The 19,927-nt window shown below is 41.5% G+C and carries 15 protein-coding genes; 8 read left to right on the top strand and 7 right to left on the bottom strand.

The window, feature by feature from the left end; genetic code table 11:
* Positions 1-22: 22 nt before the first annotated feature.
* The 3 genes from H6G32_RS00380 to H6G32_RS00370 form a co-directional block, all read right to left on the bottom strand.
* Positions 23-3,265 carry a type 2 lanthipeptide synthetase LanM family protein gene (locus H6G32_RS00380; protein ID WP_190453191.1) on the bottom strand — a complete coding sequence of 1,081 codons (3,243 nt, stop codon included), beginning with the start codon at positions 3,263-3,265 and terminating at the stop codon, positions 23-25.
* A gap of 324 nt (positions 3,266-3,589) precedes the next feature.
* Positions 3,590-3,874, bottom strand: coding sequence for a cinnamycin family lantibiotic (locus tag H6G32_RS00375; protein ID WP_190453189.1), 285 nt, complete (start codon positions 3,872-3,874; stop codon positions 3,590-3,592).
* A 39-nt stretch (positions 3,875-3,913) separates the two neighbouring features.
* The gene (locus tag H6G32_RS00370; RefSeq protein ID WP_206757955.1) at positions 3,914-4,264 is read right to left on the bottom strand and encodes a DurN family substrate-assisted peptide maturase; all 351 of its coding nucleotides are present in this window, start codon (positions 4,262-4,264) and stop codon (positions 3,914-3,916) included.
* A gap of 959 nt (positions 4,265-5,223) precedes the next feature.
* Here H6G32_RS00370 and H6G32_RS00365 point away from each other — a divergent pair.
* The 7 genes from H6G32_RS00365 to H6G32_RS27210 all read left to right on the top strand — a co-directional run bounded on the left by H6G32_RS00365 (position 5,224) and on the right by H6G32_RS27210 (position 16,260).
* Positions 5,224-6,147, top strand: a complete 924-nt coding sequence (locus H6G32_RS00365) for an ABC transporter ATP-binding protein (protein WP_190453185.1) — start codon at positions 5,224-5,226, stop codon at positions 6,145-6,147.
* Positions 6,140-6,913 carry an ABC transporter permease gene (locus H6G32_RS00360; protein WP_190453183.1) on the top strand — a complete coding sequence of 258 codons (774 nt, stop codon included), beginning with the start codon at positions 6,140-6,142 and terminating at the stop codon, positions 6,911-6,913. The genes H6G32_RS00365 and H6G32_RS00360 overlap by 8 nt, the downstream gene beginning before the upstream one ends.
* Before the next feature lie 303 nt (positions 6,914-7,216).
* The gene (gene rpsB, locus H6G32_RS00355; RefSeq protein WP_190453182.1) at positions 7,217-8,008 is read left to right on the top strand and encodes a 30S ribosomal protein S2; all 792 of its coding nucleotides are present in this window, start codon (positions 7,217-7,219) and stop codon (positions 8,006-8,008) included.
* A 496-nt stretch (positions 8,009-8,504) separates the two neighbouring features.
* Entirely contained in the window at positions 8,505-9,449 is a 945-nt protein-coding gene (tsf, locus tag H6G32_RS00350) for a translation elongation factor Ts (RefSeq protein ID WP_190453180.1), read from the top strand.
* A 282-nt stretch (positions 9,450-9,731) separates the two neighbouring features.
* Entirely contained in the window at positions 9,732-10,568 is an 837-nt protein-coding gene (locus H6G32_RS00345) for a hypothetical protein (RefSeq protein WP_190453178.1), read from the top strand.
* Positions 10,569-10,607: 39 nt separating this feature from the next.
* Positions 10,608-13,100, top strand: coding sequence for an ATP-dependent DNA helicase RecG (gene recG, locus H6G32_RS00340; RefSeq protein ID WP_190453175.1), 2,493 nt, complete (start codon positions 10,608-10,610; stop codon positions 13,098-13,100).
* A 376-nt stretch (positions 13,101-13,476) separates the two neighbouring features.
* The gene (locus H6G32_RS27210; protein WP_190453174.1) at positions 13,477-16,260 is read left to right on the top strand and encodes a tetratricopeptide repeat protein; all 2,784 of its coding nucleotides are present in this window, start codon (positions 13,477-13,479) and stop codon (positions 16,258-16,260) included.
* A 238-nt stretch (positions 16,261-16,498) separates the two neighbouring features.
* Here the strand turns inward: H6G32_RS27210 and H6G32_RS00330 are convergent, their stop codons facing one another.
* Together H6G32_RS00330 and psb34 are read right to left on the bottom strand one after the other, a co-directional pair.
* Positions 16,499-17,551, bottom strand: coding sequence for a hypothetical protein (locus H6G32_RS00330; protein ID WP_190453170.1), 1,053 nt, complete (start codon positions 17,549-17,551; stop codon positions 16,499-16,501).
* Positions 17,552-17,807: 256 nt separating this feature from the next.
* Positions 17,808-17,978: a photosystem II assembly protein Psb34 gene (gene psb34, locus H6G32_RS00325; RefSeq protein WP_190453166.1), complete on the bottom strand. Its 171-nt coding sequence runs from the start codon at positions 17,976-17,978 to the stop codon at positions 17,808-17,810.
* Between the two features lie 180 nt (positions 17,979-18,158).
* On the opposite strand from psb34, the gene H6G32_RS00320 reads away from it, so the two are divergent.
* Positions 18,159-18,407, top strand: coding sequence for a hypothetical protein (locus H6G32_RS00320; RefSeq protein ID WP_190453163.1), 249 nt, complete (start codon positions 18,159-18,161; stop codon positions 18,405-18,407).
* On the opposite strand, the gene H6G32_RS00315 is transcribed toward H6G32_RS00320, so the two are convergent.
* On the bottom strand, positions 18,404-19,096 hold the full coding sequence (locus tag H6G32_RS00315; RefSeq protein ID WP_190453159.1) for a manganese catalase family protein: 693 nt from the start codon (positions 19,094-19,096) through the stop codon (positions 18,404-18,406). The two genes, H6G32_RS00320 and H6G32_RS00315, sit on opposite strands and share 4 nt — an antisense overlap.
* A gap of 218 nt (positions 19,097-19,314) precedes the next feature.
* A complete protein-coding gene (locus H6G32_RS00310; protein ID WP_190453156.1) occupies positions 19,315-19,593 on the bottom strand; it encodes a GlsB/YeaQ/YmgE family stress response membrane protein in 279 nt (92 codons plus the stop codon).
* Positions 19,594-19,927: the final 334 nt, after the last annotated feature.

Here is a 19,927-nt window from a genome sequence, read left to right as displayed (position 1 = left end):
TACATTAGTTGCTATATTATTTTTATTTAGGTGGCGGGTCAAGTAACAAAGGTGAAGGCACACGTTGCGGATAAGCTAAACGTAAAAAGTGCATACCAATACCTGCCAATCCCAGCATTAAATCGGGAGATATATCATTACCTCCAGTCCCGCAAATCCAACAACGAGCCTTTTCAAAATTGTGCCACTGTGCCTGAGCTTGTACATTAGCTTCCATTTGAAAAGAAGGTTCATTTCTCAACAGAGAAAACCGCAATAATAGCTCGGCATTACCTGCTTTTCCATGACACAAAGTATCATTTCCCAATGCTTGAAAATTACGTAAAGTTGCATTTAGTGCCCTGTAAGCATCGCTCAATATATCATCATCTGTTTTCCCTAAAGTTGCCCAACTAGCAATACGGCTCAAACCAATACCCGCTGCACCATTACACCAAGCATTAGCAAAATGTGGTTCATTGGGGTCTGCTGTCATCACTGAGGTGCGTAAGTCATACCAATCAAGGTGAACGGCATCAAATTGGGTGGCTTCATAAGCAAAAGCTTGGCGACCTGCTTCTATATATTCAGGTTGGTTAGTGTGACAACCAAGCAAAATTAGCGCCCAACCAATTCCCCCCGCACCGTGAGAAAAGCCTGTCAAATTTCCTTGGACGTTCCCCTGTTGATGATGGCGCCAACTGAGTGTATTACCCTGACAAATCGCGTGTTGTAGTAAGTGTTGAGCACACAGATGAGCGCAATCGATGCCTTTACCAGAAGTAGCCTCTGCTAGACTGAGCATCACAGGAATAATCCCAGCGACGCCATGCAGAATATCAAAATAATGGTCTTGGCTAATACGCGGTATTAACTCATCAGTCAATTCCACAGCCAAATCGAGCAACTGCGGTTGATTCCATAGCTGGGCTAGATGCGTCAACAAGTAAATCAAGCCCGTCTCGCCTTGGAATGCGCCAATTAATGTAGTGTTGCGTTGCTCTATAGAATACAATAGCGATCGCTCTGCCACTTGGCGAAATTCTGGCTGTGGTTGAATTGCATCCAGGTAAGCTAAAAATAAGCAAATTCCTGCTGTACCGTCGTACAAATCTCCCCTGATATTCACCTGGCGTTTTCCCAAGGCTGTAAATTCGTAGTTTGTCCAAGGAGCTTTACTAGATGGAGGTTGAAGCATCTCGCATAACTGCAACGCTATTTGCTGGGCATAATTAACAGCAGCAGCAATGAAATGTGGGCTATTAATCTCTTCAGTGGACAAGCTGGTATAGATATAGTGATTTTGGCGGTTGCGGTTTTCTGAAGATAATTTCTGAATCCTTCTAATTGCATTATCCAAGGGTGAAATCGCCAAAGTTTCTGGTAATGATTGTTGGTAGTTATAAATCAACTCATCACAGCTAGTTGCCTTTGCTGTAAATAGGGGAATATCTAATTGCCACATTCCCGCTAATTCCAAATCAGCTAACTTGCCCTCCTTGTCCCATTGCCGCCGATGTACGATTAAACTGTGAAACAGCAAATCCACTTCCAATGGTTCGGCGAGGCATTTTGGATGTCTAGCTGAGACAATTAACTTCCCATAGGCTTCTGTACCCCAATTGATAAAGCGCACTAACGATGGTGTAAATAATTCTGTGATCAGCGTTATGGCTGTAGTAGAATTTTCTTGAAACCAGTCATAAACTTGGTTAAAACCTTCGACAATACAATTTTTATAATCTTGCGGCCTCACTAGCTGACCGTTATAATATATTCGATTCGTCGCTTCTAGCTCAACGAAAACACCAACTTGATGTTCAACGGCTAGAGCTAATGACATACGGTGCTGATTAATTGTGGGGATAGCAAATGGTATTTGGTAAGATTCACCGCCACTGTAGCCGCTGATGTTGGTATCAATACTGTTATCGCTTGCATTGTCACGAGGCCATGCCAGCAAAGCTGTTTTAAATACAGAATCAAACACTGTATCTGAGAATAAATCCCTCCCTGGCGGTACTACTTCCAAAACAGTTTCGCAGTCACAAATGAAGGCATTACCATCAGCAACAAGAATATTTTCATAATGCAGATCACTACCACCTAATATATGAAATATGCCTAAATATCCCCCTAATTGTTGATAAAATCTCTGTATTTTCTCCTCTTCTTGGACATAAGTTCTATTGGAGGGAATAAACTCTGCATAACCATAGCCATCTTTACAAAGCACTTGATAACTAGCAAATTCAACAACTTTATTTTTAGCCAAAGCTGCTAACAAACCTTGCATAGCCGCTTCAGACTTAATACAACGAGGCTTGTAAACAATAGTTGCTAGTTCTGAGTTATCTAGTTCTAGTTCAACAATGACAACACTTTTGCCGCCAGCATGGTAGTCAGATTTACCCAAATTAAAGGATTTTATTTGGGAAAGTTGTTTGTTACCAAAGAAAGTAGTACTAATTTCATTAGCATCACTTGTTAAACGTTGTATGAGTTCTTCGCCAAAATCGCAGATAAATTTGGTGGCTTGAGCTAGGGTTTTTGCCAGCACTGGAAACTTGTAATAAAAGCAATGATAATCTTGTTTATTTTTAAAGGTTTTTTCTAGATAATCGATATATGCATCAACAGCATCAGGCGCTTTAGTAATTTGGTTTCGAGAGCAGTAAACATTAATATCTGCCTCCAGTGCCCAAGCTAAGGACATATCAAAACGATTTAGAAACTGTAGTTGAATATCTGTGACTACTTGCGGATTTATTTTATATTGGTCTGGAGATACATTAACCGCATCACATAAGGACTGCAATTCATTTTGTATTAGCCGGAGAAAAGGTTCACAAACTTTCGCAAAATTGCCATAATAAATTTCTGGTTCGTACCAGTCAGTAACATAAAAGTTATCTCTCGGTAGGTCTAATGTTAACAAAGCTGCTTGATATACTTGCAACCATTTAATATGTGGTTTAGTAAACTCTAACTTCTGGTCATCAGACAATTGGTGTAAATTTAATTGATATAATTTATAATCAAGCAATAGTTTTTGTAGATCATCAATAATCGATATATTAACTGTCCCTCGCTGATAAGAATCCTTGATTAACTGTCCAGATAATTTACCAGATAGCTTCTTAATATTCCAATAATCGAAAGGGCTAATATCTGTAGTAAATATTATCTGCCCTTGATTATTAGCTAATTTTTGAACGATGAGAGTACGCTCAACTAGATTACTAGCACGGCTGGCAATTTCCAGTAGCAGAGAATTATCAAACATAGTTATACAGCGACTATAATTAAATACGGCTCAGTACTTCTTCCTTCTCTTTCTTTGCGTTCTACAGCCCTATGCCTAACGGCAGGCTTACGCCAACGGGCATCGCTGCGCGCATGCGTCCTTTGCGGTTGGTTCAAAAAATTGACTTTGATAAAAACTTAAGCCTTAACCAAACCGTATTGGACTATAATTAAATTTGCGGCTAGCCTCTAAACAGAAGCCAAAAAATAAATAAACTAGGCTAGCATCACGGTATTAAATGTGTTGCTAGCCTGGATATAGCTTATGAGGCTATTACCTCAAAAACTAATATGTGACATATCATTACTTCGTCGATCCGTCACAGACGATGGTGAAAATCTTTGCGCTACAAGTACTTGCACAAGCTACGATTTGGTTGAGTTCACCCAAAGCATCATTGAACAATTCAAAAAAGGACTGATCTTGCATTTCAACTGATGGTGGTAGCACCATTTTGACATCATTTGAGATGCCAAATACTTCAGGATTTCTCGAAAGTTCACTACTGAATTCTGCATCAATTGCAGCTTGGTTAAATAACTGCTCAAGGTAATCTACAGATGATTTCTCAAGAGTGGTAGTAGACATAAAACACCTCCAAATTGATCGACTTGACTAAGTTCCAGCTTAGGATTTTTGCTGGAAGCTAATCTTCAGATTTGTCTTGTCTTGAATGGAAGTAAACTCCTTAATAGCTGCGGACATATTATCTGAATTACTTTGCCAATCCAGCAAACTTTGTTCTTCCGGTGTCAGTCCTCCTTGAATCATCAGAGATTCAAACCAATCTCTTAAACCAGCTATACTCGCATCGGTACATGGTTTGATTCTATTCAATGTTTGACTTTCTGAAGCTGCTAATGCCCTGTCGAACACCTCGCGCAATTTACTTTGAGGCGGTATACACAAAAGCAGAGCCATTAACATTTGAATTTGCCGGATTTCATCTGTATTCAGCAAATATTTAGTTGCAACCATCGCCATTTTTACTCCCTTGTTTCTGTTATGAACGGTTGAAAAAGTCAGTTAGTAAGTAACTAAAATATTTGTCTGCAAGCAAAACTTGATGTCAATATTCCGATGACGCGGACACTGTACTAACTCGAAAAAGCTTTGACTTCAACTAATTGTTTATAGCCTAAACTTAGCCTGCATATTTAAGCTATTAGAAATCCTTGGATGACAAGCCTTGACCTAAGTTAGCAAACTTAGTTGACATGACGACAAATAATTTTTTGCTCGATAACTATTATTTTTCAACCGCCTACTTTTTAATTTAGCAGTATTTATTTTTTTGGTTCATCAAAAAAAACTTTTTTTTTTGCTTTCTTACTTAAGAAATAAAGTAAAAAATACTATAGAGAATAAGTTTTATAAATAAATAAGAAATGATTTCTAATATCATTTCTCCAACAATTTAGCTTGAATCTACGAGATTAAGGAGAAATTGCTAGTGTAAGCTAGCTTGATTTTGGGAAAGTTAATAGGCTGTGATTATGCATAATTTCTTTTAGTATCTTTGACTAAAATTATACTTTTAGCTGATTTAATCAATAAATTATATGCTTTTTAGTAAGGCTGATATTAAAATGCAATGAGCTACTACCAGTATTTATATCCCCTGAGGGAAGTTTTCTTTATATCCATCCAACAATAAATTATAGAAAGCTCTCTCTCTGGAAATATAAAGCAAGTAAAAATAGGGCTGATTTATTCTAACACTAGACTTTAATATGTCTAAAGTATAGGAGTAATATCCTTAGGACTGAATTATATTTGTAAAGCCAGTGTTGCGTTAAGAGTTGCGAGACAAATTACAATCTAAAGCGAAGATTTCAAGTATTGGCTTGTGTAAACTCGATATTTATTTTCTTCATCACTTTTATAAGAACTTTTGTGATGGCGAGATCATTTATTATTTACATTTGATAAAACCCATGACGGTACTAGAGACACATAACCTGCAAAAAGCATACCGACAGCATGGAAAGCTAGTTGAAGCAGTGCGTGGGGTTTCTTTTAGCATTAATGCTGGAGAAATATTGGCTTTTCTTGGTCATAATGGAGCAGGTAAAACAACCAGCATTAAAATGATTGCCGGTCTCATTCAGCCTGATAGGGGTTGGGTGAAAATTGAAGGTTTTGATCCTCATCGCCAACCGCAAGCGTTGCGGAGATTGGGTGCAGTCTTAGAAGGAACGCGTAACCTCTACTGGCAGCTGACTGCGGAAGAAAACCTGGAGTATTTTGGTATTTTAAGAGGCTTGAACCGTAAAGTTGCCTATCAACAAGGTATTTATATGTTGGAGCGATTTGGACTTCTGCATAAGCGTCGCACTCCGGTTCAAGGGCTTTCTCGCGGTATGCAGCAAAAATTAGCTATTGCAGTGGCTTTAGTTCACCATCCCCGACTATTGCTGTTAGATGAGCCTATTTTGGGGCTGGATGCAGAAGCAAGCCAGGAAGTTAAAGGTTTAGTTCGTGAGGTGGCCGCAGAAGGCTGCGCTGTACTGCTGACTACGCATCAAATTGAAGTGGCGGAAGAGTTATCAGATTGGGTAGCTATTATTCAAAATGGCAAGCTTATAACTTTGGAACCAACTCAAGAAATTATCAGGCGATTTTCTGACTCTACATATATCATCAACATTCAAGAACAGTTAGATTCAGGGCGAATTAACAAAATTTTGGCATTAGGAGCAACAGTTGTTGATGAACAAATTGGTTATTCGGGAACGCCACAAGGGCTATATCAGATATTAGAAGTACTTAATCCTTTGCCTCTAGTGCAAGTCAAACAGGAACAGGCTGATCTAACGCAAATATACTTAGAACTACTGCGAGAAAACAGTGATGCTTAAACTGTTCCAAGCCGAACTTAAACGTGTCTGGATAGAGTTTACCCGCTATCCGCTTGATGCAATTGCCGCAGTGATTACTATTACTGTTTTGTTTTATGGGCTGTTCCTTAGCGCTCGCTATATTGCTGGTTCTAGTATGCAGTTTGGTACTCGATTGGATGCAATTGTGTTTGGGTATGTACTTTGGAATTTAGTAATATTTACTGTCAATAATATTTCTCTTGGGCTACAAACGGAGGCGCAGATTGGCACACTAGAGCAACTCTTCCTTTCTCCATACGGCGCCCCGATGATTTTGCTAGCGCGAGCATTTGCTAGCCTGACAATACATCTAGTTTTGGTTGTAGCTGTTTTGCTGGTGATTACATTTTTTACTGGACGTCAGCTACATTTTTCGCCGAGTCTGATTTTGCCGCTAATTACAGTTTTACTGGGAGCTTATGGTATTTCTTTCTCAATGGGAGCTTTGGCGTTGCTGTTTAAACGTGTGCAGCAATTGCTGGGGCTGCTTGGGTTTGGATTATTACTTTTGCTGGCATTTCCCCCTGAGAGTTGGAGCCAACCGCTCCGGTTTTTGGGCCCAGTGCTGCCCATGATACCAGGCACGGTGATACTGCGGCATATAATGGTACGTAATTCAAATTTAGACTGGCATGAGCTTGCTATTGCCTTGTTTAATGGAATGGGATATTTAATCTTGGGTCTTTTGGTTTTTTGGGTTGCTGAAAAGGAGGTTAAGCGTCAGGGGACACTTGGAAGATATTAAAAGCTAGTAATGGGGTATTTAAGGCTATGGCAAGAGATATGAACTTTAAACAATTCAAAATTCAAAAATAAACAAATAAAAAAATCAGAAAAAAGCCGTTTGAATGGCTAAAAAATGTTGTTTAAACAAAAAGCGCCTTTTAGCAAATTTCCCAATCACTGAAAAATCTAGGCTTCCCTTCACAGCCAGCATTATTGTGCTACCCTAGAAAAGTTCATTAATCTCGCACATCCGGGAATTCGGGTGTTTCCTTATGGGAAATACGCCTGGGTGGAGGTTTAACCCGAATCGGAGTTAAAAAATATGCCAGTTGTTTCGTTGGCTCAAATGATGGAGTCAGGGGTTCACTTTGGGCACCAAACCCGACGTTGGAACCCGAAGATGTCTCCTTACATCTACACTTCCCGCAATGGTGTACACATCATCGACTTGGTGCAAACTGCCCAATTGATGGATGCGGCATATAACTATATGCGATCGCAATCAGAGCAGGGTAAAAAATTCCTGTTTGTGGGTACTAAGCGCCAAGCAGCCGGAATTATTGCCCAAGAAGCTAGCCGTTGTGGTTCTCACTACATTAACCAACGTTGGTTAGGCGGAATGCTGACCAACTGGGCGACCATTAAAACCAGAGCAGACAGGCTGAAAGATTTGGAACGCCGCGAAGAAACCGGCGCCCTAGATTTATTGCCAAAAAAAGAAGCTTCGATGCTGCGTCGGGAAATGGCGAAGCTACAGAAATACTTGGGCGGCATTAAAACTATGCGGAAAGTGCCCGATGTCGTGGTAATTGTAGACCAACGACGGGAGTATAACGCAGTTCAAGAATGCCAAAAACTGGGAATTCCGATTGTGTCTATGTTAGATACAAACTGTGACCCAGATGTAGTTGATATTCCCATCCCAGCTAATGATGACGCCATCAGGTCAATTAAGCTGATTGTCGGTAAATTGGCGGATGCCATTTATGAAGGGCGTCATGGTCAGCTGGAAGGTGAAGAAGATTACGAAGAATACGAAGGCGATGAGTACGACTACGAAGAAACGGAGTATACTGACGCCCTGATTCCCGATGGTGATGAAGAAGAAGCATAAATAACTGTCGGATGTCGTCAGCACCCATGAGTTTCAACTTAGAGCCAAGGGGATGAGAAATCGCGGCCATACAAACAAAGTCCACCGACCTGGACTAAGGAAAAACTAGATGTTTGAAACCCACGCAGGTGGCCTTCCCGACCGGATGCCACTTTGCGTTTTGTTTGTGTAGTTGCGGTTTCTAACCGCCGATTAGCGACCCAGGAGATACTCAGAAGGGGAGAGTGCTAACATTATTAGGAAGAAAATGTGAGCAATTGTTAGCATTTTTTTATCAGATGAAGGATGAAGTTAAAATCAAAGTTGCTTCATCACTTCATACTTGGCATTCTCGTGAGTAAGATAGAAGTACTCAACACTGATTTTATGGCTGCTTTATCTTGAGTAATTGTACTTAAAAGCCAGCAAACAAAACTAGATTTTTATAGATTGATGGGCAACTGTTTCACACTAGTGAGCAATTACAACTCGATGTCAAGTTAGGAATTGAGGCAACATGGCGGAAATATCTGCAAAACTCGTCCAAGAGCTACGCCAAAAAACTGGTGCCGGCATGATGGACTGCAAAAAGGCGCTGAAAGAAACTGACGGCGATATAGAAAAAGCCGGAGATTGGCTGCGACAAAAGGGCATTGCTTCGGCGGGTAAAAAAAGCGATCGCATTGCGGCAGAAGGTCTAGTAGATACCTACATTAAGCCAGGTGGCCAGGTGGGTGTACTCATAGAAGTCAACTGCCAAACCGATTTTGTTGCCCGTAATGATGCTTTTAAAGCTTTGGTTAAAAGCCTAGCCAAGCAAGCAGCAACGGCTGATAGTGTGGAGTCTTTGCTAGCTCAACCCTATATTGACAATGCCGGCGTTACTGTAGACGAAGCCATTAAGCAAGTTATTGCTACCCTGGGAGAAAATATTCAGGTACGGCGCTTTGTCAATTTTGCGATCGCCAAAGGCACATCAGGTATAGTAGACAGCTACATTCACACTGGCGGTCGAGTTGGTGTGTTAGTCGAACTCAACTCTGAAACTGATTCAGCCGCTGTTAACGAAGAGTTCCAAGCCTTGGCACGGAACGCAGCGATGCAAGTTGCAGCTTGTCCAAATGTCGAGTTTGTGTCTTTAGACCAAATCCCTGCTGAAGTTGCCCAAAAAGAAAAAGATGTGGAAATGGGGCGGGATGATTTAGCGAACAAACCAGAGAACATCAAAGAAAAGATTGTTCAGGGACGGATTGAAAAACGCCTGAAAGAACTGACTTTGCTAGATCAGCCTTACATCCGTGATCAAAGCATCTCCGTGGAAGACCTGGTCAAGCAAGTCAAGCGTCAAATAGGCGAAGATATCCAAGTGGGTCGCTTTGTCCGCTTTGTGCTAGGCGAAGGCATTGAAAAGCAAGAAATTAGCTTTGCTGATGAAGTTGCTGCACAAATGGGTACTAAGTAAATTAGTCATTAGTCATTAGTCATTAGTCATTAGTTAAAAATCAATAAATTATGATGGTTTTAACTATGGGCTATAGACTCTTGACTAATAACTGTTTTGAGACAGGTCATGCAAACTATGCTGGCCTGTATTTTATTGGGGGTTTTGTCCAGGTAAATCCACCTGAAGGGAGGATCATCCCCAATTTGTCAGGCAAAATCTAAGTTTTTCTAGACAATTCTTTTCACAAAAAATCGTACATTTGTACCATAATAAGGTGCAGATGGACAATAACAAGAAGATATGGCGAGAGCAATCGAGCGAATTGAGCGGGATATTGCAGTGCTGAAAGAGGCTATTGGGGCGATCGCAACAGAACTCCAAAGCGCTTATGCTAGTTATTTAGTCACCTTGGGGCAAGCCCTATCCAAACAGTTGATTCTGGCAACTTACCACCTCTGTACCCAGGGATATGCGGAAAATTTCCTGAGTTTGTCGTTGAATCAGCGGCAAAAATTGCAACAAGCTGTCCGCAAGTTGAGTCAACAGGCAGCTGAGGAATTGCTCACTTATATGAAAAGTGAAGAAGTTGAGGAAGTTGAGGAAGTTGAAGAAGTTGAAGAAGTTGAAGAAGTTGAGGAAGTTGAAGAAGTTGAGGAGAGTAGAAGCAATCCAAAATTTAGTGACCTCTCTGACCCGATGGAACTAGCAGAATGGCAACAAGAATTGGAGGAAGCAACCCAGGATATACTCAAGAAAGTCTCCCATAATGCTAATGTTTTATTACAAAAAGCTGGGGTTTTACCCAAAAAATTACCAGAACCTATTTTAGCGGCGGCGGCAGCTGTATCTGAAGCCTCTGCTGAAGTCATACCAGGACCACCCAACCTATTAAACTTAGTAATTGAAATTGAAAATGAGCAGGAGTCAGAAGATTCTAGCCTGACACAAATCATGGCTATTAACCTGCGGCTGGGAGAAATTGAATTTGCTGACATGACACTTTTATCAGCACGCAAGCAGATTCGGAATATCTTAGTTCAACTCAACAAGCTAGGACGGGAGTATCAAAAAAGGCAGCGAGAACTTATGGTAGCTGAAGCTGAAGCCGCATGGCGTGCCAGTTGGTTTGAAGATTAGTCTTTTGTCCTTTGTCTCAATATTAATGATTAATGACCAATGACTAATGACACACCGGATTGGATACGATTGCATAAAGCCTTGGGAATAGAGGCTGAACATGGCTTTACAGATTTGGTGGGTAAGCAATACCGCTTTAGTGAGTTTCTCAGCCTAACTTTCGGTAAATTCCCCACAGTTTTACCCCCTACTGAACGGCGCCGCTGGCAAGAGTTAGCGGTGAAGTTTGTTGACTATCCAAATTTGGGAGTTGAAGAGAGACAACATTTAGTAGCCGAGGCTCGCAGGTATCTCTACGAACTGCAAAAAGACCAAAAAGATCAGGGTGAGCTCTTAAGCAAGGGAGTAGAGGAAGAGGGGAAAACTTATCAATCCAAAATCCCAAATCCCAAATCTCAAATTATCCCTGATATTAGTCAAAGACTTGCCCCAAAAATAGACCAAAAAATCAGCGATTTGCCAGAAATTGGCATCAGAAAAGCTGAAAATTTGGCGCGTCTGGGTTTATCTACTGTGCGTGATTTGCTATTCTACTATCCCCGCGACCACATTGACTATGCGCGTCAGGTGAATATCCGTGAGTTGCAGGGAGGTGAAACAGTAACAATAATAGCGACGGTGAAGCGTTGTAACTTTTTTACTAGCCCTAAAAATAAGAAATTATCAATCTTAGAACTGATACTGAAAGATAACACTGGCGAAATCAAAGTTGGGCGTTTTTACGCTGGTGCGCGTTTTAGCAGTCGCGGATGGCAGGAAAGTTTAAAACGCCGTTATCCTGTGGGTAGTGTGGTGGCGGCTTGTGGATTGGTGAAAGGAAGTAAATACGGCTTGACGTTGGATAACCCAGAACTAGAAGTTTTGGCACATCCAGGAGATACGATTGATTCCCTGACCATTGGGCGGGTAGTGCCGATTTATGCTCTAACTGAGGGTGTGGTGGCGAATATGGTACGACAGGCGGTAATTGCTGCTTTGCCTTCTGCGGCTCAGATGAAAGATCCTTTGCCCAGTGGTTTACGCCAGAAGTATGGTTTGATGGAATTGAAGGATGCGATCGCCAACATCCACTTCCCCGAAGATAGCGACACCCTCAAAGTTGCCCGTCGTCGCCTAGTCTTTGACGAATTTTTCTATCTCCAACTCGGTTTACTGCAACGACAGCAGCAAGCACGACAAATCCAAACTAGCGCTATCCTTGCTCCCAAAGGTCAGCTATTAGAAAAATTCAACAAAATACTACCGTTCCAACTCACCGGCGCCCAGCAAAGAGTAATCAATGATATCCTCAACGATTTGCAAAAATCTACACCGATGAATCGTTTGGTGCAGGGAGATGTGGGTTCGGGTAAAACCGTCGTTGCTGTGGTAGCTATCCTCGCTGCAATTCAATCTGGCTACCAAGCGGCATTAATGGCTCCTACTGAAGTTTTGGCAGAACAGCATTATCGCAAGTTAGTAAGCTGGTTTAACCTGCTGCATTTACCCGTGGAATTGCTGACAGGTTCCACTAAAGTTGTTAAAAGGCGACAAATTCACTCCCAGTTAGAAACCGGTGAATTACCCCTGCTGGTGGGAACTCATGCCTTAATTCAAGACCCGGTAAACTTCCAGCAACTGGGGTTAGTGGTGATTGATGAACAACATCGCTTTGGGGTACAACAACGGGCGAAGTTGCAGCAAAAAGGCGAGCAACCCCATGTGTTAACTATGACCGCCACTCCTATTCCCCGGACACTGGCATTGACGGTACATGGTGACTTGGATGTGAGCCAAATTGATGAGTTACCACCAGGACGGCAAAAGATTCAAACAACGGTTTTATCTGGTCAGGAACGCCCCCAAGCTTACGATTTAATGCGCCGAGAAGTTGCCCAAGGTAGGCAAATTTATGTGGTTTTGCCCTTGGTGGAAGAATCAGAAAAACTCGATTTGCGATCGGCTGTAGAGGAGCATCAAAAGTTACAAGAAAGCATTTTCCCCGACTTTCAAGTGGGATTGTTGCACGGTCGCATGAGTTCAGCCCAAAAGGATGAATCGATTACCAAATTCCGCGATAACGAAACGCAAATTTTAGTTTCTACCACCGTGGTTGAGGTTGGTGTAGACGTGCCTAACGCCACTGTAATGCTCATTGAAAATGCAGAGAGATTCGGTTTATCACAACTGCACCAATTACGGGGGCGTGTCGGTCGGGGTGCAGCGCAGTCCTACTGTTTGCTGATGAGCAGTTCTCGAAGTCCCGAAGCGCAACAAAGGCTGAAGGTGTTGGAACAGTCCCAAGATGGCTTTTTCATCTCAGAAATGGATATGCGTTTTCGCGGCCCTGGGGAAGTGCTGGGAACTCGCCAATCTGGAGTAGCAGATTTTACTTTAGCCAGTTTGGTGGAAGATGAGGAAGTATTAATCTTAGCCCGACAAGCAGCGGAGAAGGTAATAGAAACAGATGCAACTTTAGACCGTTGGCGTTTGATGAAAGAAGAATTGAAATATCGGTATGAGCGGTTGATGGGTGGAGCAATTTTGACGTGATTGACCATGACCGTCGCTTCGCTCCAATTCAAAATTCAAAATTAATTAAATATTTTTTTACAGCACTTTTGAAGTAAGTGAGGTACACCAATTTCAGAAGGTGGTTTTAAAACTTGAATTTGAATCGGTCAGTGTACCTCATAAACCTCGAATCTGCTGTAATTCAAAATTTTTGAATAGTGCGCTTATGGCTAAAATCAACATAGCGCCAGACTGGAGTTTAGACTAAAAGCTATAGAAGACAGATTTAGTCTAAACTCCAGTTTTTTATTACAGCAAGGTTTTCAGGCTTTACAAGACAATAAATAAAGCTTCGTTGATTTTACACCTAGATAGTAGTTACTGTATAAGTATAAACACCTGAAAACCCAATCCTGTGAGCAACTCCCAAAACAAGCCTAAAAGCCTACAAGATATTCTTAAGCAACGTCAACAATCAGGTTTTGTAGGTCGTGAAGACCAAGTGAAGCAATTTCGCCACAATCTGGAATTACCAATTGAAGATGATCGTCGTCGCTTTCTGTTTAATATTTGGGGTCAAGGTGGGGTTGGTAAAACTACCCTGTTACGGCAGTTTCGCAAGATTGCGGAGGAAGCAAAAATTATCACGGCTTACATTGATGAAGCTGAGAAAAGTGTCCCACAAGTAATGAATCGTTTAGCTGAGGAGTTGGAACGGCAAGGTCACAAACTGGCGCAGTTCACTGAACGCTACAAAGTTTACCGCCAGAAGTGTCTAGAATTAGAAACCGATCCAGAAGCTCCTCAAGGCTTTTCTGCTTTTGTCGGAAAAACTGTAGTTAAAGCTGGTGTACGTCTGGGCCGTGGAATTCCCGTTGGCGGTGCTGTATTTGACTTTGTAGACGAAGATGCTGTAGCTACGCAAGCTGGCGAATGGGCATCTTATGTGGCTAAAAAATTGACGAATAACAACGAAATACTTTTAGTCCAAGAACCTGTAGAGGTTCTAACTCCTCTGTTTTTGCAAGATATTTCTAAAGTGGCAGAAAAGATTGGTGTTGCTCTGTTTTTTGATACTTATGAGCGCACTGGAGAATTTTTAGATAACTGGCTACAGGAAATTATACAGGGTCACTACGGTGCAGTGTCTCTCAATATATTGATAACCATTACTGGTCGGCAAGAGTTAGATAGAAACTATTGGACACCCTACGAGGGGTTAATAGTTCGTTTTCCTTTAGAACCATTTACAGAGGAAGAAGCCCAACTATATCTAACTCGTAAAGGAATTACTAACAGTCGCGTTATCGAAGTGATTTTACGCCTTGCTGGAAATTTGCCGTTGCTGGTGGCAATGCTAGCAGATGCTCATCCCAACGACCCCAACCAAGTAGTTGAACCAAGCAGCAATGCAGTAGAACGCTTTTTAAAATGGATTGATGAACCCAAAAGGCGACAAGTAGCCCTTGATGCTGCCATTCCTCGGTGTTTGAATCGGGATATTGTAGCTCAGTTGAGAGGAGAAGAAGAAGCTGATGCGCTGTTTAGTTGGCTGAAAGAAACATCCTTTGTGAACGAGCGTACTGATGGCTGGGCTTATCATGATGTCGTTAAAATGCAAATGTTACGCCATAAACGCCTTTCATCACCGCAAGGTTGGGCTGACCTGCATAGCAAGCTAGCAAATTACTACGACAGGCTGGGTCATGAGTTGCAATTGAAGGAAGTAAAAGCCTGGCAGGATAAAACCTGGCAAAGCCATAAGCTTAACGTTTTATATCACCGCTTGTGCCAATCACCACAAAAGCACTTGCCTCTAGCTCTCAATGAATTCCTTGCTGCTCTCAAAAATCAACGCGCTTTTGCCCAAGATTGGGCAACAACAATGTGTCAGGCTGGTAAAGATGCGGATTATGGTGAAGTTCAGCGTTGGGGTGAGAAGCTAACCAATTGGTTAAAAGCTTATGAAGAAAAACGCTATTCAGCTGCCCCTGAAATGCTCACAACACTGTTGAGCGATGCTAGTCTTGAGGACAAGTGGCGTGTAGTAGCTTTAGACTGGCGTAGTTATATTTACTCTCAATCTCATCAATATTCAAAAGCTCTGGAAGATTTAACCGAGGCTATAAAGTTAGCGCCTGAAAAGGCTGAGTATTTAACAGTCCGAGGTGAGACTTACTGCTATATACAGTGCTACGATGAAGCACTGCAAGACTTTAACCGCGCCATTGAACTTGATTCTAATTACCGATGGGCGATTGCCAGTCGAGGTGTGACTTACCGCCTCATGCACCGCTACAATCAAGCACTGCAAGATTTAAACCGTGCTATTGAACTTGACCCCGATGACCAATGGGTGCTAGCACATCGGGGTGTAACTTATTGCTGGATGCAGCGCTACAATGAATCACTGCAAGACTTAAATCGTGCTATTGAACTTGACCCCAATTACCAATGGGCGATCGCCAGTCGGGGTGATACTTACCGACGTATGCAGCGCTACAATGAATCACTGCAAGACTTAAACCGTGCCATTGAACTTAATACCAATTACCAATGGACACCAGCAACGGGATTTCGGGGTTTTATTTATCGCCAAATGCAGCGCTACAATGAAGCACCCCAAGGCTTAGACGGCAACATTGAATTTAACCCTAATTACCAATGGGTGCTGGCACGTCGGGGTTTTATTTATCGCCAAATGCAGCGCTACAATGAAGCACTACAAGACTTGGGACGTGCTGTTGAACTTGACCCAAAAGACCACTGGTCGCTGAAAAATCGGGGTTATACTTACCTGATACTTCAGCAATACAATGAAGCTCTTGTAGATTTCAACCACGCTATCAACTTAAAATGTAACGATGATAAGTATTTGTATGCTCGCGCTTTAGCCTATCAAACCCTGAATCAAGCAGATAAAGCAAGGGCTGACCTTGCTGTTGCTATTAAGCTTGCTAAACAGCATTACGAACAAGATCATCAAGACTGGCATAATACCTTTAACTTAGCCCTTTACTATTTGGCTGCTCAGTATACTCAACCAGTGGAGAAATTATATCGATATGCTTTATCTCAAGGTGCTTCTTTGGAGGGTATCCGTGCAGCTATCCAAGACCTAAATGACTTTTTAAATGTTTTTCCTGAGAATGTATCTGCTCAATATATGCGACAGTTATTGCAGTCTTCTCAGACATGAGTATTATTTTAGCTTTTTCAAATATTCAATTCGGCAGCAACTGTACCGCCAAAGCCGTTTCTGAGATTTAGTTAAAGGATGGTAACTAGCCCAGATACTTCTAATACGGTTCGGTTAAGCTCTAAGCAGTATTGAGTATAGAGAAAGAAAGTGTTTTTAATTATTAGAAAAATTGCCAGATTAAACAAGGGGGTTTGTTCTCAGACATTGCCCCTTGCTAGAGACAAAAATATTCAGCCTAATTAAACTCTATGGTCTCCAAAAAGTTTAAAATATTATCCTTGATTTCTTCGGCTTCTTCTTCAAGAGTACCGGGAGTGTCGCCATTAAAAAAGCTGCGCTGGCTGCTAACTATATACAAAAATTCCCCATTTACCAAAGCCAGTAGCCCTCGGTATGCATCTAATCTGATGGCAGTTCCGTTATTTTCTTGCTTGGAGATTGTCGAACCTTTGGGCATATCAACTAAGGCATAGTAAGACCCCTCCCAGGTTTCTTCCAGATATTCGGTATGCTTGACCTCAGCACCTGGTACATGGGCAAAAATCGCCTGGGGTACATACTTTTCTATGAGAATTGATTGGAGATATTCTTCCTGTCCAGTAGACTCCATTTCCTCTAACTGTTCTGGTGGGAGAGGATAATAATCAATTCTCAGCAACGTGCCGAAGTCATCAGAAAAACCGACTACGCCATCTTGACTTTGAACCCTACCTCCTTGTTCAGCATCAACCGGAATTGGCACTGTAAAATTCCCCAAAGGTGACTCATACACCTGTTGACTAAAGTCTTCGATGATTAATGTTTCATCTTCATCTTCTGCGAATTCTTCATTTTCTGCTTCTTGAAAAGCGGCAATTACCTCTTGGATAATTTCTTCTGCTTCCCCCTCTTCAAGTTCCAAGGCTGCTTGTAGCTTTTTGAGATAAGGCTGTTTTTGTTTGGGGATAATCAGTTTTTCTTCGTCTAAAACCATGATGACCCCAGCAGCAAAACCATCAAGCACTAATTCATCAGAGAGGCTGGCACTGGCGGTATTAAACAGGGCCCCAAGTCCCTCATCTTCGGCAATGCCTAGAAGTCTATCGACTATTTCGGCAATTTCATCTTCTGAATATTCCTCAAAAACCTCGAATTCCCAGAGGTTAATGACTAAGCGTTCTGCTTCTACTTCGTCAACGGTGGACTCAGCAAGTGCAGTGATGACTGCGATCGCAGCTACGGCTTCTTCTGGACTCAGTGATTCTTCGGAGGTTTCTTTTGAGTTGAATATCTTATCATACTTTGTCATAATTGCTACCTCAGCTAATGGCTTTTTAGTAATAACAGATTGAACACAGGACAATGGTTAGTTTAGCAATGCAGTGTACCTTCTCAGGAGGAGGTTTTTTCTAGCATGGCAAACCCATTTATCCTTGCTGTTATGCCCTTGCTGTCAAAATTCCTAATTTACCACCCAGCAGTAACAAAAAACCTCAGCTTGATGGCCGAGGTAGTTGGGAGAAGATTAATCTCAATTAGAGATAGCGATATGGAAATCTGTTTTTTTAGCTAACGCCTAAGGCAACTAAAATTATCGCGGTGACGAATAAACCAGCTACTGCACCACCCAGAGCGTAACGAATTTGCTGCTCTTGACTGGGGAAGGTAGCATAGTACATCTTTGGTTCATTTGCGTAGTTATTTAGAATACCGTTTTCGTTAATAGTGGTGTACATAGGTTTTTTTGTTTTTTAGCTTATGTAAATAAATTTAACGGAATTATTACAGTTTGTCAAGCAGAATTGACAAACTAAAACTAATCTTATATATACAAACTACTTATGAGGAATGGGGTTTCATTTTCATGGAACGTCTCTACAAGGGTTCTGGATAATGCATATTTAATTTTTACTGCTATGTCTAATGCAATTTCTGGTTTATCGAACCGAGGAAACAAAACCTCACCCTGGTTCTGCTTTCGCTTTGCCTGTCCCTCTCCTTATCAAGGAGAGGGCTTTCCGTCGGGACTCTTTGAGGTTTTAGAGGACTTTTGGGTAAGTAGACGGCTAGAAGCTGGGGGATTCATAAAATTTGGGGTGGAAAAATACCCCACCCTCATCAATACCAGCGGCATTGTATCCATCTATAACCCGCTATTAATTTAGGAATGAGTCTCTAAGGGATTAGCGATGTATTTGAATGTTGGTTCAGAATTCCAAGGGCCACGGTCATCCTGAGCATTTCCGTTTGTAGAGAGGTTGTAATAAAGCGCAACAGTTTCGTCAGGTTGAACATTGCCAAAGAAAGGATCAGTCAACTTACCCAAGGAATCTAGAGCCTTCATAAACATATTGGTATGAGAAATCTCTCGCGTTAACAAATGAACCAAAGTCTCTTTAGTTCCCTCATCTGAGGCTAGCTTAATCAACGCTTCATAAGTTTGACGAGCGCCACCTTCTGCCGCCAGATTAGCACGTAAATCACGCACCACATCCCCACCCTCATTCAAGTAATTTGCAGTCCAAGCATTACCTTGACTATCAAGAAAATGGGGGCCAATTCCGCGAACGGCGAAGAGAGTACTTTTATAAGCCTCTGTTTGATCGATATTTTTGGTATGAGCTTCGATCAGCTTACCAACCATCTCTAAATGCCCAAATTCTTCGATAGCAATATCTTGGAGCATATCGCGAATTCCCGCATTTTCGACATGAAAGGATTGCACCCAATATTGCAGAGCCGCTGATAGTTCTCCAGTTGCTCCGCCGAACTGCTCTAGAAGTAACTGAGCAAAACGAGGGTTAGCTTCACTAACCTTGACTGCATGAATCGGTTCTTTTTTGTGAAAAAACATCCGCTTATTTTTCTCCACTAAATGATTCGATACAAGATTTTTTGGCTATTTGTTAGAGGAATTAGTGCAGTTTTTCCTAAATTTTGATACTTGCTCCTTCTTATAGTTGCCTTTGAGCGAGAATAGGGCAACTACAAGTTATAAATCTCGGATTATAAATATCAGAATTTACGAAATCTTGCACTTAGCAAATCAATTCCTCTTCTTAATATCTAATGTTAGGCATTGCTGCTTCTTCTCAACAGTCCCCACAGGTAGATGGCAATCATTGCGCCGATGATAGCAACTAAAAGACCAGGAATGCTTAAACCAGCACCAGCCGCCGTAATTTGTAGGGTTCCTGTTCGGATAAGCGTAAACACAGTGCCACCAACGAAAGCGCCGATAATACCCAAAATCATTGTGGAGAGGATGCCGCCGCCTTGATAACCTGGATAAATTGCTTTAGCGATCGCACCAGCTAATAGACCTAAAACTATCCATGCAATAATATTCATAAACTGCCTCAAAACTCAAAAATCTAATCTGTATCTAAGTTATCAATTCCTCTTTACATTTATCTCCATCAAATGAGATAAATCAAAAAAATCAAAAGATAGAGAAAATAGCTGAATATGCAGTTAAATAAAAATTACCAAATGCTTTGGGTACTGCTTAAATAAACAGAAGCAAAAAATTAGATATAATCTAGCTATATATTTATTTTTGTCTCTATCTTACGGAATAATTAAACTATCTAACTTTTTGGTGATGCCTGAAAAAATATTTTCTGCCTTACTTACCTAAGAGGTTGTTTGAAAAGTCTAATTTATTACTTCCCTTGGCGACTAG

Source organism: Cylindrospermum sp. FACHB-282, assembly GCF_014697195.1.
GTDB lineage: Bacteria > Cyanobacteriota > Cyanobacteriia > Cyanobacteriales > Nostocaceae > Cylindrospermum.
This window is presented reverse-complemented; position numbering and strand designations above follow the sequence as displayed.

Coding starts and splice junctions, on each gene's coding strand:
- H6G32_RS00380 (WP_190453191.1), bottom strand. CDS start 3,265: ATGTTTGATAATTCTCTGCTACTGGAAATTGCCAGCCGTGCTAGTAAT.
- H6G32_RS00375 (WP_190453189.1), bottom strand. CDS start 3,874: ATGTCTACTACCACTCTTGAGAAATCATCTGTAGATTACCTTGAGCAG.
- H6G32_RS00370 (WP_206757955.1), bottom strand. CDS start 4,264: ATGGTTGCAACTAAATATTTGCTGAATACAGATGAAATCCGGCAAATT.
- H6G32_RS00365 (WP_190453185.1), top strand. CDS start 5,224: ATGACGGTACTAGAGACACATAACCTGCAAAAAGCATACCGACAGCAT.
- H6G32_RS00360 (WP_190453183.1), top strand. CDS start 6,140: ATGCTTAAACTGTTCCAAGCCGAACTTAAACGTGTCTGGATAGAGTTT.
- rpsB (WP_190453182.1), top strand. CDS start 7,217: ATGCCAGTTGTTTCGTTGGCTCAAATGATGGAGTCAGGGGTTCACTTT.
- tsf (WP_190453180.1), top strand. CDS start 8,505: ATGGCGGAAATATCTGCAAAACTCGTCCAAGAGCTACGCCAAAAAACT.
- H6G32_RS00345 (WP_190453178.1), top strand. CDS start 9,732: ATGGCGAGAGCAATCGAGCGAATTGAGCGGGATATTGCAGTGCTGAAA.
- recG (WP_190453175.1), top strand. CDS start 10,608: ATGACTAATGACACACCGGATTGGATACGATTGCATAAAGCCTTGGGA.
- H6G32_RS00330 (WP_190453170.1), bottom strand. CDS start 17,551: ATGACAAAGTATGATAAGATATTCAACTCAAAAGAAACCTCCGAAGAA.
- psb34 (WP_190453166.1), bottom strand. CDS start 17,978: ATGTACACCACTATTAACGAAAACGGTATTCTAAATAACTACGCAAAT.
- H6G32_RS00320 (WP_190453163.1), top strand. CDS start 18,159: ATGTCTAATGCAATTTCTGGTTTATCGAACCGAGGAAACAAAACCTCA.
- H6G32_RS00315 (WP_190453159.1), bottom strand. CDS start 19,096: ATGTTTTTTCACAAAAAAGAACCGATTCATGCAGTCAAGGTTAGTGAA.
- H6G32_RS00310 (WP_190453156.1), bottom strand. CDS start 19,593: ATGAATATTATTGCATGGATAGTTTTAGGTCTATTAGCTGGTGCGATC.